The sequence below is a fragment of the Streptomyces sp. NPDC002138 genome, assembly GCF_040296485.1.
Classification (GTDB): Bacteria; Actinomycetota; Actinomycetes; order Streptomycetales; family Streptomycetaceae; genus Streptomyces.
Map to the genome: position 1 here is coordinate 73,361 of NZ_JBEOXE010000013.1, position 25,213 is coordinate 98,573.

General features: G+C 68.2%; 13 protein-coding genes and 5 pseudogenes. 7 read left to right on the forward strand and 11 right to left on the reverse strand.

The annotated features are described in order from the left end of the window. Window positions 1–75 precede the first annotated feature (75 nt). A complete protein-coding gene (locus tag ABT084_RS11465; RefSeq protein ID WP_351041072.1) occupies window positions 76–1,242 on the reverse strand; it encodes a NucA/NucB deoxyribonuclease domain-containing protein in 1,167 nt (388 codons plus the stop codon). 1,059 nt (window positions 1,243–2,301) lie between these two features. On the opposite strand from ABT084_RS11465, the gene ABT084_RS11470 reads away from it, so the two are divergent. The 3 genes and pseudogenes from ABT084_RS11470 to ABT084_RS11480 all read left to right on the forward strand — a co-directional run. Beyond that, window positions 2,302–3,588: a hypothetical protein gene (locus ABT084_RS11470; protein ID WP_502968900.1), complete on the forward strand. Its 1,287-nt coding sequence runs from the start codon at window positions 2,302–2,304 to the stop codon at window positions 3,586–3,588. Between the two features lie 246 nt (window positions 3,589–3,834). Continuing rightward, window positions 3,835–4,554 (forward strand): hypothetical protein, encoded by a 720-nt coding sequence (locus tag ABT084_RS11475; RefSeq protein ID WP_351041253.1) that lies wholly within the window; start codon window positions 3,835–3,837, stop codon window positions 4,552–4,554. A gap of 45 nt (window positions 4,555–4,599) precedes the next feature. After that, window positions 4,600–4,905: pseudogene (locus ABT084_RS11480) on the forward strand (transposase); the annotation flags it as partial. 769 nt (window positions 4,906–5,674) lie between these two features. Here the strand turns inward: ABT084_RS11480 and ABT084_RS38010 are convergent. The 4 genes and pseudogenes from ABT084_RS38010 to ABT084_RS11510 all read right to left on the reverse strand — a co-directional run. After that, window positions 5,675–9,705 (reverse strand): annotated as a pseudogene (locus ABT084_RS38010) (putative T7SS-secreted protein); the annotation flags it as partial. After that, window positions 9,705–10,349 carry a hypothetical protein gene (locus ABT084_RS11500; RefSeq protein WP_351041080.1) on the reverse strand — a complete coding sequence of 215 codons (645 nt, stop codon included), beginning with the start codon at window positions 10,347–10,349 and terminating at the stop codon, window positions 9,705–9,707. The pseudogene ABT084_RS38010 and the gene ABT084_RS11500, both read right to left, overlap by 1 nt. Beyond that, complete coding sequence (locus tag ABT084_RS11505) at window positions 10,346–10,813, reverse strand: SseB family protein (protein WP_502968898.1); 468 nt, start codon at window positions 10,811–10,813, stop codon at window positions 10,346–10,348. The genes ABT084_RS11500 and ABT084_RS11505 overlap by 4 nt, the downstream gene beginning before the upstream one ends. 197 nt (window positions 10,814–11,010) lie before the next feature. After that, window positions 11,011–11,731 (reverse strand): annotated as a pseudogene (locus ABT084_RS11510) (nucleotidyl transferase AbiEii/AbiGii toxin family protein). Window positions 11,732–12,269: 538 nt separating this feature from the next. On the opposite strand from ABT084_RS11510, the gene ABT084_RS11515 reads away from it, so the two are divergent. Continuing rightward, on the forward strand, window positions 12,270–14,852 hold the full coding sequence (locus ABT084_RS11515; protein ID WP_502968901.1) for a YfhO family protein: 2,583 nt from the start codon (window positions 12,270–12,272) through the stop codon (window positions 14,850–14,852). A gap of 67 nt (window positions 14,853–14,919) precedes the next feature. On the opposite strand, the gene ABT084_RS11520 is transcribed toward ABT084_RS11515, so the two are convergent. Together ABT084_RS11520 and ABT084_RS11525 are read right to left on the reverse strand one after the other, a co-directional pair. Then, window positions 14,920–16,293, reverse strand: a complete 1,374-nt coding sequence (locus ABT084_RS11520) for a ricin-type beta-trefoil lectin domain protein (RefSeq protein WP_351041083.1) — start codon at window positions 16,291–16,293, stop codon at window positions 14,920–14,922. Window positions 16,294–16,562: 269 nt separating this feature from the next. Continuing rightward, a pseudogene (locus tag ABT084_RS11525) lies at window positions 16,563–16,652 on the reverse strand (DNA-binding response regulator); the annotation flags it as partial. Between the two features lie 217 nt (window positions 16,653–16,869). Here ABT084_RS11525 and ABT084_RS11530 point away from each other — a divergent pair. After that, entirely contained in the window at window positions 16,870–18,150 is a 1,281-nt protein-coding gene (locus ABT084_RS11530; protein WP_351041264.1) for an AAA family ATPase, read from the forward strand. Window positions 18,151–18,205: 55 nt separating this feature from the next. Here the strand turns inward: ABT084_RS11530 and ABT084_RS11535 are convergent, their stop codons facing one another. Continuing rightward, on the reverse strand, window positions 18,206–19,285 hold the full coding sequence (locus tag ABT084_RS11535; RefSeq protein WP_351041085.1) for a protein kinase family protein: 1,080 nt from the start codon (window positions 19,283–19,285) through the stop codon (window positions 18,206–18,208). A 990-nt stretch (window positions 19,286–20,275) separates the two neighbouring features. Between ABT084_RS11535 and ABT084_RS11540 the strand changes: the two genes are divergently transcribed. Next, complete coding sequence (locus ABT084_RS11540; RefSeq protein ID WP_351041088.1) at window positions 20,276–21,199, forward strand: YncE family protein; 924 nt, start codon at window positions 20,276–20,278, stop codon at window positions 21,197–21,199. A gap of 340 nt (window positions 21,200–21,539) precedes the next feature. Here ABT084_RS11540 and ABT084_RS11545 read toward each other — a convergent pair whose 3' ends face one another. Both ABT084_RS11545 and ABT084_RS11550 read right to left on the reverse strand, forming a co-directional pair. Further along, window positions 21,540–22,415: a glycosyltransferase family 2 protein gene (locus tag ABT084_RS11545; RefSeq protein ID WP_351041091.1), complete on the reverse strand. Its 876-nt coding sequence runs from the start codon at window positions 22,413–22,415 to the stop codon at window positions 21,540–21,542. A 465-nt stretch (window positions 22,416–22,880) separates the two neighbouring features. Further along, on the reverse strand, window positions 22,881–23,732 hold the full coding sequence (locus tag ABT084_RS11550; protein WP_351041094.1) for an AraC family transcriptional regulator: 852 nt from the start codon (window positions 23,730–23,732) through the stop codon (window positions 22,881–22,883). 108 nt (window positions 23,733–23,840) lie between these two features. Between ABT084_RS11550 and ABT084_RS11555 the strand changes: the two genes are divergently transcribed. Further along, window positions 23,841–24,596, forward strand: coding sequence for an alpha/beta fold hydrolase (locus ABT084_RS11555; protein ID WP_351041096.1), 756 nt, complete (start codon window positions 23,841–23,843; stop codon window positions 24,594–24,596). A 20-nt stretch (window positions 24,597–24,616) separates the two neighbouring features. On the opposite strand, the pseudogene ABT084_RS11560 reads toward ABT084_RS11555, so the two are convergent. Next, window positions 24,617–24,826 (reverse strand): annotated as a pseudogene (locus ABT084_RS11560) (IS630 family transposase); the annotation flags it as partial. Window positions 24,827–25,213 lie beyond the last annotated feature (387 nt).

The window sequence follows — 25,213 nt, forward strand, 5'->3', positions numbered from 1 at the left end:
GGAACCTAACCACTGCCCCCGGCCCGGGGGTTGGGCCGCCCCCACGCCGGGGGCGGCCCTGCGGCACCACCTCGGTCACGGGGTGATGATTACCTCGAAGGCTTCGTTGTCGATGATGCGGTCGGACTGTATCGCCCGCCCGTACTCCAGGCCCGCGTCACCGTTGTCCGTGTTGTCGACATGGGCCCGGATGCAGGGCGCGTTGTAGGGCGGGGTGGGCTGGGCGGCCCGGTCGACGGTGACGTTCGCGATGTCCCACGCGCCGCCGACCGCACGCGGAGTGATGTCTACGCACTGGTTCCCGTCGTTGCCGCCCTGCCCGGACCCGGCGAAGGGGTACTCGTCACAGGAGTCGTTGGTGACACCGGTGGCGCCCCTCACGAACTTGTTCGGCCCGCCGATGCCACAGGTTTTGTCACGCCGTTTGTCATTCTTCGGGTCGAGAGGGTCGGTGAACCGGTTCAGCGGGTGGTCGTGGTCGCCGAACTTGCCGGTCAGGTTCTTCTGCGCCCACTCATAGGCGATGGCCGCCCCCCGGTACCGGGCCTTGCTGAACGTCACGTTGGCCAGGTGGCCCGGGACGATGCAGCCGGGCCAGCTGCCCGAGTCATCGTCACAGCGAACCTCGATGCCATTCCACTCCGGGCGGATGTGCGTGGGCGGCCCCGACCCGTTGAGGATGGCCCCCTGCACACGGTAGGTCGGCAGGATCGTCGTGTTGGAGCCCTTGCCCACGGACGAGCTGTAGCTCAGGGTGCCGTCCTTGCCCTCGTGGAGGCGGCGGAAGCGGACGGCCGCGCCGTCCCAGGCCGACGACCCGGGCGAGCACTGGCCGCTACAGGTCGAGCTCAGGGCCAACGTGACGGGGGGCATCTTCTCCGTCATCTCGACGACCTCGGTGATGACGTCCTCGCGCCATGCCGCTTGGGGCAGGGAGTCCATGGACGCCGCCGCCGCGACGAACACCGTGGCGTGGTCCGCTACGTTCCCGTCCTTGCCGAGGGCCTCGTAGATGACCCAATGGCGTACGCAGTAGGCCTTGCGGCTGGACTGACGGGGATCGGCCCCGGTACACATCCCCAGCCCGGGATTCGGCTTGGGATCGGCGGCCTGGGCGCGGGCCGCTGGTGCGAGGGCGGCGGAGGTGGGGGCGGCGGCGCCTGCGGGGGCGGTGTCGGTGGTCCTCACGCACGTCCAGGCCGTGCCCTGGCGCTGGAGCTGGGTACCGGGTGCGGTGGCCACGCACGTTCCGTGACCGGGCGGAGCCGCGCTGGCGGGCGGCGCGGCGGTAGCGGGGGCGGCACCTGCGGCGCACACGGATGCGGTGAGGACCAGTGCGGCTATCGCCAACAGACCGCTTCTGAGGTGTTTCAACGGGCGTTCCCCCTTTTCCGGTGGCATGTAAATCCACTCAGAACTGAACCGGCGTAGGGCCCGTCTGTGTAATCCAGGATCTGAATCTTCCACGATCGTTCCTCGGCCCGTTTGGGCCTGACACTGCCGTCCGTCTTCGCAACGGCGCTCCCGCGGTCGGCAGCGTGCGCGGGCGCGGAGGCCGTCGCTGAACCGCTGGATGCGACGACGGCGGCCGGCGTCGCCCCTGGCAGGGCACGCTGCCGCCTGTTCGGTCCTCGGTCCCGTCCTCCGTCGTGCCGATGTAAACCTGGTACGGACATGTCCGTTCTCCCCTTGTTCTCCGATTGGTTGTGTTCCGTGCCCGCACTGGATGCGGTGGGGAATCATGCGGATGCTGCCGGGCCGGGCGTGGGGCTCGCCGCTCCTCTTTCACGGCTCACCGCTGGACAGCGCCTGGCTAGATTCGCCGGGTTCTCTTGTCTCGCGCCGACGCCTATCTGCCCCCGTCGTTATTAGGGCAGTTGACGCTGGCGCGCAAACATTCAAGGCGCCACGGCAGCCGCAGGTGCTCCGTTTCGGAATATGCAAGTTGGCCGAATATCCCGATGGCTTGGTGGCGGGCGGCCGCGTCGGCGGATGATGAGAGGCCGGTCTGGCAGTCGCTTACCGTCGAGGTGACGGCAGCGGAATCACGACTCGAACACCCCACCTGAGCGACGTTGGTGGCAGATCATAGCTCTGCAGATGAAATTCCGATGAAACCGGCCGGGTCAAGGCGGCGTAACAGCCTATGAAGAGTCACGACTTTCGCCTCGGAACGGCTGATTCCGTCATCGTCACTGCGTCGCTGCCGACGCTAGGTTCGTCTCGGTCGACCGCGCCCCACTGCATAACTGGCAAATTCTGGCTTGGGTTGAAATGCCGCCAGGCCAAGGAAAGGGCATGATGAGCCACTTAAGATCTTCCGGCCGCTGGGCCAAAGGGCTAGTAGCCCTCACCGTGACCGCCGCATCGACGCTCGCCGCCATCACTGCCGTGGCCGGCCCCGCCGCCGCGGCAGGGCATTCGAAACCCGCCGCAACCGCCGGCCAGCCGAAGCTCGGCGACGCCTGCACCTCCGTCGACCTCGGCACACGCCATCCGATCATCAAGACCACCGAAGTGTCTCCGACGATCACCCACTTCAAGGGCTGGTACGTCACGCAGGGCTCAACCGGTACCCAGACCATCTCCACCAACGTCCAGGAAACGATTTCGGTCTCCGTGGGCGTCAACGGCAGCGTTCAGGGCAGCTTCGCCGTCGAGGCCCTCGGCACCGTCGGCGCGAGCCTCGGCCTGAACGTCCAGGTCAACTACACCACCACCAGCAGCACCAACAAGTCCATCACCTGGGACTTCTACCAGCCCGGCTACTACGGGCTCTACGAGGGCACCAAGAAGGTCACCGGCACTTACGGCAGCCTCAACTGCAACCGCACCAAACAGGGCGACGGCCGCTGGGCGTTGAAGTGGACCGAGGGCCCCGACACCGGCAGCTACACCACCTTCACCACCCTCGAAGAAGGCGCGGTGCGCTGCGAGGACAAGGTCCCCGCCAACAGCATCATGCGCAAGGCACAGGGCCTCCTCGACTGCGGCTCCCCCGCCGCCACCGCGAAGCACCCGGCCGGGCCGTCCCCCTCGGCGAAGGCCGAGGCCGCCAAGGCCGGGCACGAAGCAGCCGCCAAGGCTGAGAAGAGCGTGAAGGCCACCGGGAGTCCGGCCCCCAACACGCGGGCCGCCCTGGACTGCCAAGCCGCCGTCTACAGGATCGACGTCCCCGGCAAGCCCCTGAACTGGAGCGCACCGCTCCTCGCCAACGACGGCATCCGCCTGCGCGAATCCACCTTCTTCAGCGCCCACCTGGACAACTGGCGCCTGTGCAACGTCACGGAAAACAACGGAGTCATCGAAGCGTCCCTGTGGAACTGGGGCAATGGAGGGTGCGCGACCATCCCTGCGAACATCGCCAACCTGGAACAGGCCTACCTGACGACGGCCACCTGCGGGGAGGACGACCTCCAGCGTTTCTACATTTACCGCGACGTACCCGGCAGCTCCAAGGTTGGCGTGCAGAACAAGTACACCGGCTCCATGATGGGCCACGACCGATACGCAGACGGGGAGTTGATTCGCCAGTACTCCAGCGGCAGGCCGGACGGTACGGGGACGTACGCCCTGACGGCGGTCTGACGGCCCACTCCGTGAGCACGGCCCCGCACGTGAACCCCGGACCTCCCGGTTCCGTGCGGGGCCCTCCACGTCTCCACCCCGCGCCCAGCCTCGAGGACCGGTGCCCGAGGCTGAACGCCCCCTGCTGCATGCGGCGAGCCCCTGCCAGGGCGACGGTCGATCTTCGACCTAAGGGCTGTCCCGCAAAGATCGTCTGGTGCGCCCGGCCTCAAGGGCGCGGAGCCAGGGCGGCATGATGTCCCCGTGATGAACAGTGCAGACCTGCAGCCTGCCCGGATACCGGGTTACGACGGCGGCCCCCTCACGTACCAGACCGGGCTCCTGGACGAGCCACTCTTCTGGCTGGGGCACCTTTACTCGTGCGTCCAGAGCGAGGACGCCGAGGAACTGCTGTTCGGCGCGGACTACGACGCGGCCGGCGACTTCCAGCGGCGGCTGTGGGCGCGGGCCGAGTGGCCAGCATTCACGGTTCCCCTCGCTGCTGATCACCGTCTTCACGTGGTCTACCGCACGGTCGCAGACGACACCGGCACCGACTACCTCCTCCACCACCCCGACTGGGACCAGGCCGAACTCATCGCCAGGGATGACGGGCACTTCATGGGACCGGGCCTGTCCTGGCCCGAGCTCGTGACAGCTGCGGACAACGCCCTGCCCGGCGGCAGCACCACCGATCCCCACTCCCGCCTGCTGCTCCTGCTGCCTGCCTTCGGCGACGATGCAGTACCCGACGATGCCGTTGGCCGTCTGGCAGGTGCGCTGCACGCCCGCACGAGCGTGGAGGACCCTGAAGCCCTCGCCTCTGCTCTCCGGCAGGACCAAGGGGCTCCCGGCCCCGCGCGCTGGACGATAGCCGGGCACGGTTTCTCCGTGAACGACGGCGAGTACTCATTCCGCAACCCCACCAACCGCTTCGCCCTGTCAGCCGATCGCCTGGCCCGGGTGGCAGCCGCGCTGACGCCCTGACCCATACTCCCATTCCCAACGGCAAGTGGTCATGATTACCGGTACCGCAACGACTGCAAGGCGTGGGAGGAGTCCGGGGCCAAGGCCGCCGTCGGCAACACGATGACGATCGTCGACGGTGGTTACCCCGGGACCGGCCTGGTCATGCCTCACCGGCGCCGCAAGGGCGAAGGACTGCCCGACTGGAAACAGCTACACAACAAGTCCCACAAGCAGGTACGCGCCCGCGTTGAACACACCTTCGCCCGAATGAAGAGCTGGAAGATCCTTCGTGACTGCCGCCTCAAGGGCAACGGAGTACACCACGCCATGCTCGGGATCGCCCGCCTGCACAACCTCGCCCTCGCCTAATAGATAGCGGGACAAGCCTTAGGCGTGGTCTGGCGTCGCCGGCCGACGGGTAGTGGCCGCGGCTCTGTCCGGCTGGGCGAGGCGCGGAGGCTGGAGGAGCGGCATGTGCCCAAAGTCGATCGCTACGCATCCCCCCGCAAATGTCTGGCGATACTGATGTCATCCTGCAACGCGCTCAAACGGGGGTACGGCTCGCGGGTGGGGTCCAGAACACAGACGTGGAGCTTGTCACCGGCGAGGGGAGGGGCCACGCTCTTGTCCCACCAGGAAGGGTGTTTCACCAGGTCGATGAACCCGAATACGCCTTCGCATCCGTCCACTTCGACCTTTGAACCGACAGGGGCCACAGCAACGATCGTTACGTCGAGTTCCTGATGATCGCGGAACATCAATTCGGGCCTCCGAAGATTTTTATCCAGCTTCGTCGCTGAGTTAGCTCATTGAACCGGTCGAGTTTTTCTACAGGTATCTCGAATTCCAGCCGTACAGCCCCGTCCGGCCCATTTCTGTCATGCACTTTCACGTGATCCATGAACTCCTCAAGGAACTTCGGGTGCATTTCATATTTAACCATTCCCTTGGCGAAGTTCACTCCTGTCGGTCCGGCGTATTCGGCAGCCACTGCCCGTTCGCCGAAGTATATCTTTCCATCTGACATTATTCCGCCGCCAATATCGACGCCCGGTTGATGATTGGCGGGGTTAGGCCCGTTATCCAGCTCGTACTGAGCGTGAGGCCCTTCCGGTGTGCGATAGATCGGGACGTAATCCGGAGCCAGACCCAAGTAGTCCGTCCACGTGTGCGGGTTCGCCACATACGTGAAGGGGTTCGGCGCCGGGGCGAGGCCCAGGGGGTCCGAGGAGAGATAGCGGGCGCTCTCGGGGTCGTAGTGCCGGAAGTAGTTGTAGTGGAGGCCCGTCTCCGGATCGGCATATTGGCCCGGGAAGCGGAGGGGCGTGTAGGCGGTGCTGGCAACGGCCCATGTGGTGAGGCCCCACAGCGTGGATCGTTTGTGCCATGCCACGTTGCCAGCCTCGTCGACCAGCTCGGTCGGGGTTCCGACCAGGTCGGTGACAATCGCGAAGAAGCGAGAATCCACTTCGTTGCGCGACGCGTCGAGGATGCGTTCCGTCTGGGCCAAGGGGCGGATGCCTTGGTGGTCCCAAGTGATGGCGACCAGATGCGGCTGCTGGCTCGAGCTGCTGGTCTGTTCGCACAGCGTGTTCCCGTCCCAGGTGAAGTTCACTCGCTCGACGACGGTTACGTTGTCCTGCGCCAGGCGGAGCTTGGCGGTGCGGCGCCCCAAGGGGTCGTAGAGGTAGCGCCAGTGGGTGCCGTCGGGCGTGATCGCGGAGACGAGACGGTCCTCAGCGTCCCACACGTAGCGCCATACGTCTGCTTTCCGGGACAGACGGGCCTTACGCCGCACAATGACGCGGCCCAGTTGATCGTGCTCGTACCGTACGGCTCCAGCCCGAGTGATCTGGTTCCGCGTCGTCGACCGATGTGAGATGGCCGTCGGCTCGATAGCTGTAGTCGCGGTGCCGCAAGCGGACGTCGGCTGGGCCGGTGACAGTCTGGGCTGTAAGGCGGCCGGTGGGGTCGAATACGTGACTCAGGACGACGGAGTCGCCGATCCGCCGCTTCACTTCGCGGCCTGCGGCGTCGTACGTGAAATGGAGGTCCCGGCCCCCAGCCGTCATCGCCGCGCGTCGGCCCGCGCGGTCGAAACCCCACGTTGTTGTGGCGCCGACCGGAGTCGTCCGGCCCGTCCGCCGCCCCACATCGTCGTAGGTGTAGGTCAGCGTGCGTCCGTCGACGGTCTCCGAAAGGAGTCTCCCATCGCGGTCACGCAGCAGAGTGACCGTGGTGCCGTCGGGACCTTCGGCATGGGCGAGCTGGTCCGTGAGGTCGTACGCGTAGGTGGTGACGCTGCCGTCGACGTCCTTGCGGATGATCTGGTCGAGCGCGTTGCGTTCGAACGAGGTCACCTGGCCGAGTGCGTTCGCTCGGGAGGAGAGGGTTCCAGTAGGCCCGTACGTGTACGTGACCGTACGGTCGTCGAAATCCGTCTCGGAGGTGAGGCACCCTGCGGCGTCGTACGCGTATTCCCAAGTCAGGCCTTGGGGGTTGGTGACCTCCGTCAGACGCAGATCGGCATCGTGCCGAAAGGTGTGGCGGGCGCCGTCGGGACCCGTGCCGGGCCGAGAGTATGTCGAACTCAGTGTATTCGAAACGGCTGATCCCACCGACCCGGTCGGCGTGGCTCGTGCAGTTGCCCTCGCCGTCCCAGGTCCAGCTTTCGACTGCCCCGTCCGCATGGGTCCGGCGGGCGAGGCGGCCTTCGACCGTCCACTGCAGGCGTGTGCAGGCGCCTGCCGGGTCGGTGATGGTGATGGGCCGGCCGAAGGCGCCCCGTACGAAACGCGTGGTGGCACCGAGGGGATCTGTGACCGTGACCGGAAGCCCCGCACGATCACAGCGGATGGTGGTCGTGTTTCCCAGGTGATCGGTGACAGAGGTGAGGCCACCCGCCTCGTCATACGCAACGACCGTGGTCCTGCCCAGCGAGTCGGCCGCCGATACGCGGTTTCCGCGTTCGTCGTAGGTGTACCGGACGACGTGACCGTCGGCCCGTTTGATGTGTACGGGCAGGCCGAGGTCGTTGTGGCGGGCCGTGGTCTCGCGTCCGTCGGCGCGCAGGACGCTGGTCAGACGTCCGTGTTCGTCATAGTTGTAGGCAGTGGTGCGGCCCAGTGGGTCCGTTTGCGCCACCAGACGGTTGTGACGGTCGCGCCTGTAGTGCGTGGTGTGGCCGAGTGGATCGACATCGGCCACGATCCGATACGTGTCGTCGACGAGGTACCGTCGGGTGTGGCCCATACCCGTGACGGTTTCGGTCACGCGGTGGCCCGTCACATCGTCGACGCGGTCGTAGGACAAGCGCAGCACCATGTGCCTCTCGCCGCCCCCCTCCGCGACGCAGCGGTTCTGCTCGTCGTACTCGTACGTGTAGGACCGGTCATTGGTGTCGGTCCACGAGGTGATGCGGGCACGGGCGTCATAGCCGAAGCGCAGAGGTAGGCCGGAGGAGTTGACGACCTCTGTGAGGTTGCCGTCCGTGTAGCCGTAGGCGAGGATCCGCGGGCCGCCGTCCAGGTGGAGGGCTGTGACACGGCCATCAGCGGTGTCGAAGCGGAGGCGGTAGCCCGTGGAATGGGAGATGCCGAGGGGCGTGCCCTGCTCGTCGTACTCGAAGAAGACGAGGTTGCCATTGCGGTCCTCGAGCTGGGCGATTGGTGCTATGCCATCGCTGTTCGGACCGCCGTCGGGCGGCGTGAAGCGGCGCACGTGCCCCGTGTCAGGATCGGTGAGCGTCCAATCCCCGTCCAGGGTGCGCTCCAGGGGGTGCCGCGGCGCAGAGGCGGACAGGGGTACGACGGGAACACCCGGGGGTGGGTGCGGGTACGCCACGACCAGGCCGTCCTCAGTGACAAGTACGGCGCCCTCCGCATCGACCTCCAGGTGCTGGTCGATCGTCGACGTCCAGGTGGGACCGAACCAGCGGCCTCCGGTGTATCCGCTCTCAGCGCGCCGGACGAAGGCCAGCGGGAGGGTGCCTGGGAGCACGATGTCGGTCTGCGGCAGGAACATCCGACCAGTGGCCAAGTCGATCGGGTCGGTGTGGTCGAACCGCTTGGCGACATCGGGCGTCTCACTCATGTGCAGGCCGTCCGCAGTGTGCCTGGCGCGGGCCGGTCCCTTGAAGCCGTCCATGTGCTTGGCCGCAGAGGCGAGTGTCTTGACGGAGCCGGCGCCCTTGGTGCCGATGAGTTCGGGGACGAGTCGGCCGAGGAATTCGGCGGGGTCGCCCTTGGCGGCGTCCCAGGCGTCCGTGGGGTTCACGGAGCGGACGAAGTTGACCAGGCCGGCGGTGCCCTTGATGATGCCGCCGCCGAAGTGGGCCAGCTCGAAGCTCTGAGCGACGCCGTAGTCGGCGATCTCGAGCATGGCCTTTTCCCGGCCGGTAGGTTCCTTGGGGGCGTGGGCCAAGGCGGCGCTGACCGCGCTCTTGGCTGTCGCGGCTGCTTCCTTGCGTGCGTCGCGGGCAGCTTTGAGGATCTCCTGCGCGCGCTGGCGCTTGGCCTGCCCGGGGTCGGTGAACTCGCCGGGGAGGGGCAGCGGGCTGCTGCTGTTGCGGGCGGCGTTGTAGGCGTCGACCTCCTTGTTGTAGGCCTCGACGGCCGTCTTGGAGTCCTGGGTGCCCTCCTTGTAGAGGGCGATCGCCTCGCGGGCCTTGCCCTGCGCGGTGGTCACCGCCGCGGAGTACGTCTCCAGGGCTTTCGCGGCGTTCTCGAAGGCGTCGGCGGCATGGAGCCAGTCCGTGGGGAGGGTCTGGAAGTGTTCGCGGAAGCTGTTGGCGGCTTCGCCCTTCCAGTGCTCGGAGTCCAGGCTCTTCATTCCGGCGCCGACGAGGTCGAAGGCCCGGTGGAAGTCGCGGAGGTTCTCCACCGTCTCGGCGATCTTGTCGGGGTTGCCGTGGATCAGCTCGTCGGCTTCCTCGCTCTGTCCGAGCTGCTGTTCGCCGACGTCCGCGCCGAGGGAGGAGGCGGTCTCGTCGCCCCAGTCCTCGACGGCGTCCGCCCAGCCGTGGGCGCCGACCTTGTCCAGGCCTTCCCCGACGATGTCGGTGGTTTTGTCGATGCCTTCGCCGACGAGTTCCTTGCCCTTGTCGATACCCTTGTCGACGAGGTCGATCCCCTTGTCCGCGAGCTTTCCCAGGCCGTCCCAGCTCACCATCAGCGCTCACCCCACCGCGGCTGCTCGGCCTGCGTCACGGCCTGCTCCGACGGGTCGAACGTCTCGCGCAGCTTCTCGTCCGCCTTCTCCCGCACAGCGGGGTCGAGGAGACCGGAGCGCTCCATGGAGTCCATCTGGGCGTCCATGACGTCGTAGCCGGTGTCCTTCCAGGTCTGCTTCACGTCCCGGTTCGCCTGGGAAAACGATTCTGCGCTGAAGTCCGGATTGTCGTACGCCATCTGGGAACTGACCTTGTCCCAGCTCATCTCCTTGACGTCGTCCTCCGACAGGTGGGGGTTCCCGTCGAGGGAGTTCACGCCGATCTTGAACGAGTCCTTGATGTACCGTTCCTGCTCCGCGAACGAGCCCGCCGACAGGCCGACCTCCTGGGCGAAGGCGTTCCCGCGCAGGGTCAGCGCCCGTACGCCCCACTCCCAGCGGTTGCAGAACGTCTCGAACTCCGATGTCAGCGCGCCGTCCCCGAGCTCCAGCCCGGACAGCGCGAGCCCCGAGAAGCCGCGGCCCGCCGACGCCTGCCCGATCATCCCGAGGTCTTTTAGCTCGACATGCGCGAGATTGATACCGTTCGCGATCTTCGCCAGCGCTTCCGCCGGGGCCTCCAGGTCAGGCCCGTTGCCGCTCATCGGGACGCCTCCAGATCAACGGCGACATCATCCGGAACGACGCCCCGGACAGGCGGGAACAGCATCCCGTCAGGGCTGCCCGCATCCAGGGCCACCCCGCCCGGCCCCGGCAGCAACGGCACCATGACGTCCAACAACCGCGCACCCAGAACCCTCTGATAGGTCCACTCACGGTCGGCATCCCCCTGCGCCCGGGCGAAGGCGGCCAGTGTCTCCTCGTCGGAGAACGCGCAGATCCACCGCACCCCGTCCTGGTCCGCGGTCCACAGACTGCCGTACGCATCGAGCGGCACGAGCACGGCTGTACGCCGGAATTCACCCAGCAGGACTGCGAACCCCCGCCGCGCGGAAGCCGCCTCGTCAGGGGCCGACGCGTCCGCCTCCGGCGGCGGGGCGGCATGTGCCGGTGCAGGGGAGGTCAGTTGTCCAGCGGACGGATTGTGCTGGTCGGCCGCTGCCGCCAAGTCGGCAAGTCTGGTGCGCCGTACCGGCGACGGGCCGTACCGGCGACGGGCCGTACCGGCGACGGTATGTGTTCCCCGTTTTCCCCGTTGTCACTCACCAGCCGAATCCTGACACGCGAGTCTTTCCACGTGCAACGCTGGCTGGACACATGGCCGGAACCCAGCCAGGACGAGGTTCGCGCGCGTCTTGCCGGCCCTCAGATGCCTTGGTCACCATCATGGCTGGGGTCGTCGCTCTGGTCGTCACCGTGATCGTGCAGGCGCCGATCCAGGTCGCTCGCCCAGCGCTGGGCCCAGACGCGCAGCTCGGCTGTCTCGTCCTCGGTGAGGCCGTACGCCGCGAACTCCTCGTCGTCAGCCCCAGTCGACCCCGGTGAGGCGGTCGCGGAGGTCCTGGAGGCGGCACTCCTCGCGGCCGTGCCGCTCGCCGAGGCGTTCGAGGTCGTTGGTGGTGCGGTGGTGGGAGGCCGCGTGGACGTCGATGAAGTCGCGTACGGCCCCGCGGTCGGCGAGGGCGCGGACCTTCGTACCGATGACGGAGTCGAAGGCGAGGACAGGTCCGTACTCCGTCTGGGCCGGCGGGTTCCAGAAGTGTTCCTTGAGGACGTCGACCTCGCAGTCCTCGCCATGGTCGGGGTCGGGGTCGGGGCCGGGGTCGGTGACCATGAGGCGGGCCGACAGGGGGTCGACGGCGATCACGCGCACCTGCCAGCCCCGCGCCGTCAGACTCCGCTCGAGACCGGTGACGATCTCCGACATGGGGGCGGGGTTCTCGGTGGCCACGTCGAGGTCCTGGCTCAGGCGCTCGACGAGGCCGTGGGCCTGGACGGCGTACCCGCCCGTGATCACGAGGGGGTACGGCGCGCCGATGCCGATCACGGCGGCGAGCAGACGTCGGTGCAGGTCGCTCAGGCTCACGCGGCGGCGGACCCGGCCGCGGCGAGTTGCTGCCGCGCTCTGGAACTCGCCGCTCCGACTGGCCCCAGGTAGGACGTGTGGCGAGTGGAGAGTGGGTGTTGCCGGAGACAAGACGACACCTGTGGCAAAGGGCGTCTGACCTGCAGGTGAGGGCGGTGTGCATGATGTGCGCGCTGTGTGTGTGGGGGGGATGTCTTGACGCTGATGCGACGCTCGTGACGCACGCCTGACGCACGCCCGACGCATTTCCTGACGGACCACAGGACGAAAAAAGCCGCCTCTCGTACCAGGGCTACAGCCCGGGATGAGAGGCGGCTTTTCGTTGTGGCTGGTGTCGAGCTGCCCGGATCCACCTGAACGGCCCGGTAGGAACGGCGCGTCGCGTCCTGCCGTGGTGGTGTGGAGGCGGGTGCCGTCTGCCGTCTGCCGTGCGCGGCACGTCGGCAGCTGGGCGGGCTCGGCGGAGCGGGCGCCCCCAGGGGATGCTGGGCCCTCGGCGCTGCTTGGCCCCCGGAAAGCGAGAGGTGATCGGGACGACATGGCTCTGACAGACCGCTCAGGGGTGGCGACCTTGATGACACCTCCGGCGCCCCGAAGAGGTCCGGGCCTGCCCCATGCGGCGGCGACGTTGTCGGCGCTGGTCTCCATGGGTGCCTACTGCCTCGCCATAGCCGTGCACGGGACGTACCCCTTCGGCAGCCGCTCCCGTGCGGTGAACGACCTCGGCAACCAGTTCGTGCCCTTTCACGCCCACCTGTGGGACCTGTTGCACGGCAACACCCAGGGGGATCTCGTCTTCAATTGGGGCAGCGGCTACGGCGTGCCGTTCCTGGCGGACTTCTTCACCTATCTCGCGAACCCCTTCTCCTGGCTGGTCGGCCTCTTTCCCCGCGACCATGTCGAACTGCCGGTCTTCCTGGTCACGGTGTTCAGCACGGGACTCGCGGCCTTTCTGATGACGGTCTACCTCGGGCGGCTGCGTTCCGGCTCACCCTGGCTGCGAGCGGCGCTGGCGGTCGGTTACGCCGTCAGCGCCTGGACCACCTCCATCGGATTCGCGGACCCCATGTGGATGTGGGGGCTGGTGGCCTTTCCCCTGCTCGGATTCGCGTACGACTGGTGTCTGCGCCGGCGTCGCTGGACGGCCGGTACCCTCCTCGTCTCCGTCTCCTGGGCCGGCAATTTCTACACCGCGGCCATGGCGACCCTTGGCATGGGGCTCATCCTGCTGGTCAGACTCGTGCTCGACGAGAGGCCCGCGTACGAACGGCGTCGCGCCCTGCTGCGGGCACTGTCCATGACGGCGGTCGGCGTCTCGCTGACCGCTCCCGTGCTCTTCGTCACCTTCAAAGCGGCCAAGGCATCTCAGCCCGCGCCTGAGGCCGTGTACGGCGGGCCGCCAGGACTGCGCGACTACCTGGCACATCTCCTGCCAGGTGGCTTCCACACATCCGCTCCGCAGATTTCCGTCGGCGTGCTGCCTCTGCTCCTCGTCCTTGCCTACCCCTTCATGCGGAGGGTGCCTGTCAAGGAACGGGCCACGTGGTGTGCCCTGATCGTCGTGGTGGCGCTTTCGTATGTCTGGACGCCGACGATTCTGCTCTGGCACGGCTTCGCGCTTCCCAACGGGGGCCCTTACAGGGCCGCCATCGCTCTGACGGCCATGCTTGTGTGTGTGGCCTGGGTGGCCCTCGCCGCACCACCGGAGCCCCGGGAACTGCTGGCCGGGGCGGGGGCGCTGGCGGTGCTGCTCGTCGTCACGAGCACCAGCCACTACCTCACGCGCACATCCTGGGTCCTCACTGTGGCCGGCGGCGCCGCGACCTCGGTACTCCTGCTGGCGCTCCTACGGTGCGGCGACTCCCGCACGACGCGAGGCGCCGTCACCAGTGGGCTGCTCGGCACGGTCTTCATCGCCACCGTCTTCGGAGTCCTGTCCGTCAGCGAGGTGCGGGATCAGGATCCGTGGTGGAGGCCCAAGCGGACCCTGGACGACCGCTCCCGCGCGGCGTACCGTGCGATCCGGTCCGAAGATTACTGGCCGAGCACGCGCAGCGATCCCGGCCCGCACGAGTTCGCCGACAACGACCCGCTCCTCCTGGGCGGCCAGGGCGGCGCGTACTACAGCAGCTACATGCCCGCGCGAACGGCGGACACCCTGAGCCGTTTGGGCGCCGGCTGGTACATCCAAGGCCGGCACACCACGAGTTTCACGGATCCGGCCGGGCGCGCGATCATGGGCGTGCGCAGTTACCTCGACGCCAATGCACCGCAGGATTTCATTCAGCGGAGCATGGACGCGCCACCCGTGGTCACCCTGCGACGGGGCCCGCCGACCGCGGGGCCACGGGAGGAATCCGTCTTCGCGCGCCAGGAGCGAGTGCTGGGCGCCGAGATCTACACCACCCCGCCCGTTGTAAGGCCGGAAGCCTCCGGCCTCACCGTCGGCCAGGACGGGACATGGCACCTGCCGGGCGGCGTCCCGACCGCCATCACCGTCAGTTGTGCGCCAGGCACCTCGGCATTCGCCGATGTCCCCTGGTTCTCAGGCACACTGCGCGGGCGCGGCACCGGCTACGACCGGTCGGGCCAGTACCCGATGACCAGGAACGGGCTGCTGCCGCTCGGCACGGTCCCTGTCGACGGTAAGATCATCTCAACATTCATCCCGGACGGTGCTCAGAGCATCCCCCGCTTTCCCATCGGCTGCCTCGATCATCGAGCGCTGGCCACTGCGGTCCACCGGTTGAAGGACTCGGCACCGCGCGAGATCACAGCCGGTGGTCACTCCATCGGGGCCGTCTTCCCTCACCGCACCACGGGCACTGCCGTGATCTCCGTACCCGTCGTCGACGGATGGGGCTGCTCGGTGGACGCGGGAGACGCCAAGGCGCCCGGTGCGCTCGCCGGGTTGATCGCGGTGGACCTCGGCGACGGCGGATCCCGTGTCACGTGCTCATACCAGCCCCCCGGGCTGCGCGCCGGACTGTGGGTTGCCGCTCTGGCCCTGGTCGTCCTGTTCACCTGCGGCCTCTGCGGTGCTGTACGCGAACGGACAGCACGAGGGGCGCGCGGGACCCGACTCGGCATCTCGGTTGCCTCCGCCCGTCCGCGCCGGTGAGGGCCACCCGTGCATCGTCCGCCCCGCGTCCTCGCCTGCCCGGCCCGCTCGCCAGGTGCCCGCGCTCTTACCAGTACCAGCGCTGCTCGGGCTGATACGGAGCACAGGGCCCGAGCCGCAGCCGTGGTCGGGACCTCGCCGGATCATCCTGGGACAGGCAGCGGCCACCGGATCCGACTCTTCCGTCGGTGTCACGCCACCACATCTGATCCGGCGACCCGACACAGGCCGACAGAGTGATCTCTCGCGCGGCGGTGAGGCAGAGACCGTGCGCCGCCGACGTGATCGTGCCCGCTGAGAATCGCCACGACTGATCTGCGCTGCCGTCACAGGCGACGACTTCCGCCTTGCCTTCCCGGCCCCTGGCCGAGTCGAGGCATCGCTCGACGCTCCCGGCCGACGTGGCCTCGCCGATGGCCGAGAGGATCTCACCGGGGTGAGGCGTCCGGTGTGATCTCGCGTACTGCCTTCGGATCCATTTCCGAAAGCTCGGGCCGATGGTGTGGATCGTCGGGCATTTTCGACGACGGCACTTCTCCAGGTACGCCTGGAACACCGCCCCCTTGTCGCGCTCCTGAATCCGGTCCAGGTTGTCGGGCAGGAACGAAATTCCGTAACCGAGATACGGAACGACGGCCGGATGGAGAGGTGTGGCGAATGCGGCCTTCCTGAAATACCGGGCCGCGATCCCGTGATCACTGTGGTCGTCGTAGTGGCCGGCCGCTGCGGTTCTGAAGCCACCGAAGGAAACGTTGTCGTAGTCGAGCGTGAGGACCCTTCCGACACCCGCTCGGGACATCAGTGCGGACAGGGTCCCCAGGAGCTCCGGTTCGGTGTAGGCGGCAGTTCCGTCCACGGGGCCGATCCTATGGATTCGCCCGCGGAAGATTCTCAGAAGGCTCTGATGAGAATACTGTGAAGTACCGCGCCCTCTGGGCATTCCGTCAGGCAGCCTGAGAAAAGTGAGCCGAATATCCGGTCCGCCGTTGAGCGTGTAGGACAGGACCGGGTGTCCGCCGGCGAGGATGACTTCCTGGCGCCAGCTGTCCCGTACGTTGGCCATCTTGGCGTACGCGTTCAGCACGCCACTCTCCCGGCCCCTCGCGTAGGGGGCGCGCCGGAAGGAACTGCCACTGTCCCCCGCCGTCAGATACACAACGGTCACGAAACACTCTGAGCGGATGAGCCTCTGGATTTCCGGATTGATGAAAAGGAGGTCGTCGTCCGGATGGGCGACACCCACCAGGGTCCGTTCGCATGGCCGTCCGTGCCCTTCCGGTGCGGCCCCTTCGCGGGCACCGGAGCTGCGGGCCTGTCCGCCTGCCGTGGAAGCGGGCCGCGGCCCGTCGGCCCACAGGAAGAACGCTGCTGCGCAGAGAACCGTGATCAGCGCTGCGCACAGGAGCCTCGTCGGCCCGCTCCCCGTTCCACCCGTCGACATGAGCTTTCGGTCTTCCTTCCGAGGGCGGGTCTGTGGAAGGTCCCGGCGGACGCACGACGCGGCACGGTCCGAAAAGGCCGCGGCCGTACCGCGTGTCCCTACCGCGTGTCCGTACCGCGTGTCCGTACCGCGTGTCCGGTGCAGAGCGATCCGATCGTAGGGCGCTTGCCGGGCAGGGGCCACTCGACAGATCCCCCCTGGCGGGCCCCCACGCCCGTACGGTCGGCGCCTCCCTGAGCCGCTCGCCCACGACGGAACCACGCTCGGCCCGCCTGGGGCCGGGCCAGGCCGCGGTCGTAGGAGAAGATCACCGCCTGGACGCGGTCGCGGGCGCCGATCTTGGACAGGACGCGGCCGACGCGTGCGTGCCCAGCAGAACTGAGGCGGCCTGTGGTGGACACGCCGCGCCGAGGGGTCTCCGGGGTGGGCGTGGTGGTGGCGGCTTCGTCGTATGCGGCGAGCGTGCGGTAGAGGGTGGAGGGTAGAGGGTAGAGGGTGGAGCAGCCGATGCCGAGGTGTGCGGCGATGGCGGTCACGGACACCTTGGCGTCGCGGCGGCGCAGGGCGACCGCGAGCATGTCGCGGCCGGCGGCCGGCGGCGAGAACCTGCACCGCTACGCCCACCTCGTCAACAAGATCGCCGAAGGGCGGCTCCAGGCGCGTCTCACGCAGGCGTACGGGGCCCGGTTCACGCGTTCGGAGAGCACCGGGGCGTGGGAGCTGGCCGGTGTCGACGCGGGTCTTCGGGACGCGTTCTCCCGCCACCGGCAGGTCGTCGAGCTGGTCGGCGAGGGCGCCTCGCGCGAGCGGCAGAAGACCGCGGCCCGCAAGAGCACCGAGGCCGAGGAGGAGGCCGGGCCGGGTGCGCCGCGGCAGGCGTGGCGCACCCGGGCGGCCGTCGAACTCGGTGGTGAGGCCGCGGTCGACGCGATGGTCGCACGTGATGGCGGCCGTGGTGAGGACGCTGCCCTACGTGCTGTCGTCGCGGCAGCTGACCGCGCTGACCGACGAGGTGCTCGAGGTGGAGGGGCACGCGGTCCGCCTGGCCGACTCCAATCGTGGCCATCACACCCACCGTCGGCGCTCCACGCACACGATGGTCGTGGCCGCCAAGCGCGCCGTGATCGAGTGCGCGACGGCCGGATTCGGGCAGCAACGGGGCCGGCTGACCGCCGAGGCCGCGGAGATGACGCTCGCCGCGGTCGAGGCCGCCCATGCGACCGTCGTCGCCGGTTCCCCCGCAGTCGCCGGTTCTCCCCCCGTCGGCCCCGGCAGCATCGACGCCGCCGCCGTCGACCCCGCCGCCGTCGGCCCCTACTCCGGCGGCCCCGTCTCCGTCGGCCGATCCTCCCTCGTCCGACCCTTCGTGCTCAGCGCCGAGCAGCGCGCCGTCGTGACGCGGCTGCTGACCGCCGGGCACGGGTCGACGCCGTCGTCGGCGTGGCCGGGGCGGGCAAGACCACCCTCTTGCGGGCCGCCCGCGCCGGGTGGGAAGCTGCCGGACTGCGGGTCCTGGGCGCCTCCACCGCCGCTGTGGCCGCCGCGAACCTGGCCGCCGAGGCCGGTGTCGACTCCCGCACCGTCGCCGCGTGGACCCGCGAGATCAGCGACGGCCGCGGCCTGCACGGGGTCGGCGTCCTCGCCATCGACGAAGCGGCGATGGTCGACGACCGCGCGCTGGCCGCACTCGTCCGGCACGCGGCCGACACCGGCACCGGCACCGGCACCAAGGTCGTCGCCGTTGGCGACCCGCTCCAGTTGCGCGCAGTCGGCATCGGCGGCGCCTTGACACGGCGTGTTCTGGGCGCGAAGCCGCATCCCCTTCGCCTCATCAGAACGAGCGGAACCCCTCGCTGAGGACCCAACTGGCCCTCGGGCCCTGGCCCGACCATTCCTTGTCAGGATCGGGTATTCAGCTGCGACGCGACCTGTCCGCATCGAGGGCCCGGCGGAGCGCGTCCAACGGGTATGGGGTCTGCCTGCTCTCGCTCTGGACCTTGCCGTAGAAGTCGGTCATCACTGCGGCGAGCGGTGCATGGCGGGAGAGGATCGCCCTGGCCCCTTGCGGTCCGCCCAGCGGGTCCTGCCCTTCCGCGCATGCCCGGATCAGTGCGCGGCGTGCTTCGCGCTCGTACGCGTGGCCGTAGAGATGCGTGATCAGCCAGTTCACCAGCCAGCTGCGCGTGTAGCAGCGGTCGTAGGTCCTGTGCAGTTCGAAGAAGCCCGTCTCCGACGGTGACAGGTCGAATCGCGAGGAGAGCGCGAGGCCATAGTCGGCGAAGTACAGGAGCCGGCCGTCGGTCAGGATGTTCTGGAAATGGGCGTCGAAGTGCAGCAGCCCGCGCGCGTTCATGAAGGACGTGCCGGCCTCCAGCCCGTCTTCCACCAGAGAGCAGGCCCGGTCGGCGGACTCATCGTCAGCCTGTACCTGCTCGACGAACCACTCGTGGAGCGTCTGAGGGATGTACTCCAAGAAGAGCGCCAGGCTCGCGGAGGCCTGTCTGAGGGCCTCGATACGACGGCGTACCTCCGGACCGCCTCCCCAGTAGTCCACGGCCCGCTCCACGTCCGGGAGTTCGCCGGCAATCATGGATGTGTCCGGCAGCACCCGCCAGTGGTACATCAGCGGAAACCCCTGGTACTGCCCTCCGAGAACCCAGTTCGTTGTCATGATGTGGACGGCGAGCTCCCGCCACGCCCCGAAACTGGGCGCGACCGGCCCCGGCCCACCAACGCCGTACTGGCAGAAGGTGGGAAGCCCGAACAGGTTGGCCGTGGACCGTACATGCTCCGGAAGGAGCTCCATGTCCGTGAGCGGCACCCGCTTCACGAAGACCGGCTTCCCGCCGACCTCCAGCAGCGCGGACTTCCCGCCGATACCGGAGCCGAGCGGGACGGCAGCGTCCACGAGCTTGCCCAGCTGGCGATCACTTCGCAGGGCGAGGGACGTGGAGACGGTGCTGTGGGCGGCCAAGCGCGAGTCTTCCGACATGCCGGGACGCTCGACCGCTACGTGCATCGGAATGCCGACCTCGTTTCCGTCATGTACGGGCGAGTCCCACCAGCTACCTAAGCACCGTACGTGAACATTGATGACGAGTGTCTGGCCACGGCACTGTCATGACCGGATCAGGATCAGGCACTCAAGGGGCAGGAGTGAAGCGTTGCCGAGGGGGAGGCTGGCGAATGAGGCAGATATGCCGGAATCACTGGAAGTGCTGCAAAACTGCCCAGTCACTGAGTAACGTTGCAGGTCAACAAGCCTGCTCCCGGCACTCGCGGGGATAGATCAGAGCAGCGGTGTGGACGGGTTCGGCTGCTCGCCAACGGCGTTGGCCTATGAGTGGGTCCCCCCGGGGAGCGCTGCCCGGCGTGGTGCTCCCGGTGCCGGTGCGGGCTCCTCGCCCTCCTGACTCCCGCCCGGGTGGCGTGCCGCCTCCGGGATGCGCCTGCGGTGGCCCGGGGGGAAGCTAGAAGGGTGGCCGCTATCGGAGGCACGGCCAGTCGGTGCCCCGCTCGTCAGCGCCTCTCCACTTCGCCATCGACATCGGCCCCGTCCCCCGCCCCTGACGCAGGCTGTGTCATCCCGGGCAAGCTCAAGGGCGGCGCCGGTCAGAGCTCATCGGAGATCCGGAGCCGCTGATCCGGGACGTCGCACGGGCATAGGCGTACCAAGTGATCTACGCCTCGCAGTCCTGACTACGCGCCGCCCTGAAAAGGTTCCGGCTGCCTGGTGCACGGGTCCGTAGGGTCCATACACGGCCCACTCTCGGCGGACCGTTCGAACAACTCGCGATCATGCGGAAGACCACACCGGCCTTGTCGGCAGGCCTCGAATCTCTGCGGCACCCCTGCTCGAACAATCAGGCTTGCCCCGCATCCTCGCCGTCTTCAAGGAGGCGAGCAGACCGCTCCAGGCTAGAAGAGTCTCCCCAAGTCTTGATCACAAGCTGCTGCCGAAGAGGACCGAGGGGCTGTAGTGATGACATCAGCATCCAGCACTGAAAAGCCGCGTGTCGTGGCCACGATCGGCGTCGGGGCGAAGCCGGTCGGTGTGGCGGTGGACGTTCATGACCAGGTCTTCGTCACCAACAGCGGTGCCGACACTCTGTCGGTCATCAACTCTGCGACGAACACAGTGAATGCCACCCTCAACGTCGGAGTCCGCCCCGAGAGCGTGGCGACCGACCCTCAATTCGGCGTCTACGTCGCCAATGGCGGGAATTTCACCGTGTCGGCACTCGATAAATTCCACACCATCGTCGCCACCATCGTCGTCGAAGGCCCTCCCGGTCCCCCGCCACCCGACATGCTGAGGGTGGCGGTCGATCACCTTATGGGTCGGGCCTACGTGGCCAACCGCGCTCTTCACAGGGTGTCGATCATTAGCATCAGCAGCAATCCACCCGTCCTGTTCCCTGACTTCACCGAAGTCGAGGGACCTCTAGAAGTGGTGATCGATCCCGTGAGTCACCGCGTTTTCGTCACGCAACCCGACCACAACGAGATTTCGGTGATCGATACCACAACCCAACAGGTCATCAACAGTATCCCTGTGGGTCTGCATCCCACAGGCATTGCGATCGACCCCCAGAAGCAGCGCGTCTACGTCGCCAACTCCGGCTTCAAGACGGTGTCGGTGATCGACATGACGACCCTCGGCGTTGCCGAGATCGATGTCGGTCCGAGCCCGACCGGTGTGGCGGTCGACTCCCATGGTGCCGTCTACCTCACACACCCCGACGGTCTGGTGAGGGTGATCGATCCCGCCTCCGCCAGCGTGATAGCCACGATTCCCGTCGGCTCCCAGCCACAGGGACTCGCCTTCGAACCCCACAGCAACCGCGTCTACGTCGCCAACCGCGGCGACGGCACGGTATCCGCGATCGACCTTGCCGGCGGTTAGGGCCCGTGTGCTACCGAACGGCCAGGACGAACGCGGCACATCCGCGCAGCCAAGGTCTCCCGATGGCGAGAACGGGGACATGGGAATGCGCTGGTCAGCGGCACAGGCGGGGTCCGGTCTCGGTTTGAGGTGTGATCACGGTGTCCGCCGCCCGGGACCTGGACGAGCGTGGCTTCACGGAGAAGTCCCCGTGGGAGCTGAGCCGGGCCCTGCACGACGAGGTGTTCTCCCTCGATCCGGACGTCGGCGGGCAGGGCGGCGTCCTCGCCTACGAACGTTTGCCCGGGCGCATGAGCGGGTCCCGAGACCCCGAGCTGTCTGGGCCCTGGGCGATGATCATTCAGAGGATCGGCGGGCGCCCCAGCCGGGTCATACGCCAAACCGTGCGCCACTTCATCGCCTTGCGGGAGCCGCACGGCGTTCGCACACCCTCGAGGAAACCGCCCCACCATGCCTTCGCGCCCTCCAGGGACCGCATCCGCACCATGGCGAGGAGGGTCCATACGCCGAGATAGACCGGAATCAGGGGGATCGGGAGTCGGCGGCGGGCCAGCCAGACACGGTTTCGGGCGGTGAACCGGTAGTAGACCGCGTGCCGCGCCGGGGACGTCTTCGGATGTTGGAGGACGAGCTCGGGTTCGTAGAGGATCTTCCACCCCGCATCCAGCGCACGCCATGCCAAATCGGACTCTTCGTGTCCGAAGAAGAACTCCGCTGGCCACAGATCGATCTGCCTGAGCATGGGCATCGAGAAGGCGTGGCCACCCCCGAGGAAGGCGGTCACCAGACCGCGGCGCATCGGATCGTCCGCACGCAACCGGGGCACCCAGCGTCGCTCCGTATGCCCGTTTTCGTCAGCGACCCTGAACCCGATGATCCCCAGCTTCGGGTCCTCAGCGAAGAGCTGCTGGACTGTGCGGAACACGTCTTCGGCGATGAGGAGGCCGTCGTCGTCCAATTCGATGACGACGTCGACCTCGCCCGAATCGCGCAGCATCTTCAAACCGACGTTGCGGCCGCCGGGACAGCCCAGATTCTCCTCAAGTGGAATCTTGGTCGCGTCCGTCGAGATCTCGGTCAGGGGCGTCGCGTTGCCCACCAGAGCTACCCGCGCCGCAGGCACATCCTGCTTCTCCACCGAAGCGAGCAGAGCCTCGAGCTCCTGCGGGCGAGTGCCCATGGTCACGATGACGACTCCGATACGCGGCAACGACATAGTGGCGAACTCCAGTGGTCGGCAGACTGCCGATGCTAGCGTCGCGCGACGTGGTCACCCCAACCGCTGGCCCTCCGAGCGGCTCGCGGGGCGGGCTGATCTACGGCGGAGGACAACGGCTTCCGCCTCCCTCCTTCGCTGAGGCTCGCTGCGCGAAGGGCGGCCGGTCCGGCGATCGACTGCACCTGAGGTGCGCTCGGTAGGCTCCGTTGCCGATTGGTCCAGATATGCCGGAACCCGCAGAAGTGCTTCAACATGGCCCACCTGCCGCGTAGCGTTGCAGGTCACTAAGCCTGCTCCCCGCACGCGCGGGGATGACACCACCGACACGCGCTGACCAGGCAATCAGTACCTCCCGTACAACGGGGAAAGCTCAGAAGCCGGAGGGCGCCCAGTCGCGGGAGCCGGCCTGCACCGTCGTCCGACGCGGGGTGTGCGCGACCTGGGAGCCGGCCCGGGTCCGGGTCACCCGCCGGCTCGGTAGCGGCCCGGAGTCGTGCCGACCAGGTCGGTGAACGCCGCGATGAAGCCGCTGGGGTTGGCCCAGCCGCAGGCGTGGGCGGTGCGGGTGGTGTCATGGCCTTCGGCCAGGAGCACCAGTGCATGGTGCACGCGCAGCTGGGTGCGCCATTCGTAGAAGGTCATGCCGAGCTCATTGCGCAAGAGTCGGCTCAGAGTGCGGGCACTGGCCCCGACCTGCCGGCCGAGTTCGGCCACCGTGGTGGCGTCGGCCGGATTCCCGGACAGGATCCGCTCGATCGCTCGCAGTCGGTCGTCTCGGGGGTGCGGCAGGTGCAAGGGCTGTTCCTCCGCCTCGCACAGCTCGTCGACGAGTACGCGCAGCAGTCGCTGACGCGCGGCGCGACCGTAACCGGGCCTCGCCGCGCCCGTCTCCGCTGCACCCGGGCTGTCCTGGCGGTCCTGACCGTTGGAGGCGTCCTGGCCGCTGCCGCGCGGGCCGGTCAGGGCGAGCAGGACCTCCCGCGCGAGCCCCGAGACGCAGAACACCGCCGGCCGCTCCGGCACCACCCGGGCCAGGGACGGCGGCAGGAAGACGATCCGCATGTCCGTGTCGCCGTGGGCGCGGTGACGGTGGGTGAAGCCGGCCGGTGTCCACGCGACCCGGTTGGCCGGAACGATCGAGGTCCCGCTCCCGGTGTGCAGGACGAGCACGCCGCGGGCCGCGTACACCAAGTGCCCGCGCGCATGCGCCCGTTCCTCGCTGCTGCCACCCGAGGGCCACAGGTGGCGCCCGCCGGAAGGCCAGATCTGTGACGTGGCGCCGGCGTCCGGGAGGGCTTGGCGGTGAACGGGCATCAGTTGGCATTCTATCGGTGGCCCGCCATGAGCCGCCTCAACCAGACTCCTGGTCGTGAGCGGTGGCCCCCGGTGCCACCGCCGTGCAGCAGCAAAAGGGGAAGTCCCATGGCGACGTACGTACTGGTACCCGGCGGTTGGCACGGTTCCTGGGCGTTCGAGGCAGTCGTCCCGCTGCTCGAGCGGGCCGGTCACACCGTCCACGCCCTGACCCTGACCGGTCTGCACCCTGACGACGAGCCCGCCGCGACCGCCTCTGCCAATCTCGACACCCATGCCGACGACGTACTGCGCCTGTTGGACCGCGCCCAGCTCGAGGACGTGACGCTGGTCGGCCACAGCTACGGCGGGATGGTGATCAGCGCTGCCGCCGACCGCGCCGGCGGCCGGGTCTCCCGCCTGGTGTACCTGGACGCCTGCGTGCCGCGTGACGGTGAATCCTGCTGGTCCCTCATGAACGAGGACTACCGGCAGTCGTTCGTCACCGGCGCCACGGCCACCGGCTACGCCGTCCAGCCACCGTGGCGGCCGGACGGCGACCCGCGCCGCCGTCCGCACCCACTCGCCGCCTTCCTGCAGACGGCCCGCCTCACGGGTGCCCACGCCGCCGTCCCCCGCCGCGAGTTCGTCTACTGCGCGGGCTGGGAGGACCGCACGCCCTTCGCCGCGCAGCGCGCCCGGCTGCTCGCCGAACCGGCCTGGACCGTCCATGACCTCCCGACCACTCACAACGCGATGCGCGAGGCCCCGCAGGCCGTCGCCGCACTCCTGCTCGACACAGCGGACGGGCCCGCCGGGCTGGGCGAACGCGTTGGCAGAAGCACCGGCTCCACCCCGGGCCGGCCGGCCCGGTCGGGGGTGTGACGCGCCCCACCGATCCAGGTCATGTGGACGTAGAGCTGCTCTTTGCCCAGGTCGTAGGCGGCGAACAGGTGCCGGACACCATGCGGGCGGGTGTAGAGCGCCCGTCACCTCGGCCTGGGCCTGGGCTCTCGCTCTGGGTCCTTGGGCCGTCCGCTGCGCCCGGCCCACTGGCGGCCGGGGTGGGGCTGGAGATTGAGCGGCCCGAACTCGTCCATACAGAAGATGACCTCGGCTCGCCGTCGGCGATAGCGGAGAGCCCCCAGCCCCAGCCTCAGCCGGGGCCGGGGCCGGGGCTCACGCCGTACCCTCCGGGTTGGCGCGGCGCGCCGCCCGGACCTTGTGCCACGGGTTCTCGGAGCGGGACTGGGCGCGGTCGAGGTACTCCCGCTTCACCGTGGCCGAACCGGGTTTCCACCGGGGGGTCGCACGTATCCACCATCGCCCGGACCATGGCGTCCGTGATCGGCGGGGCCTTCCTGACCCGATTGCGCCTGCCCCACTCCTTGCTGTACTTGGCGAGTATCCCCCGCGCCTCGGCGGTGCCGGGCTTCTTGTCCTCCGGCATCCGGGTCCGTACGCCGGACATGTGGGTACGGATCGTGTTCGGCGCCAGCTCA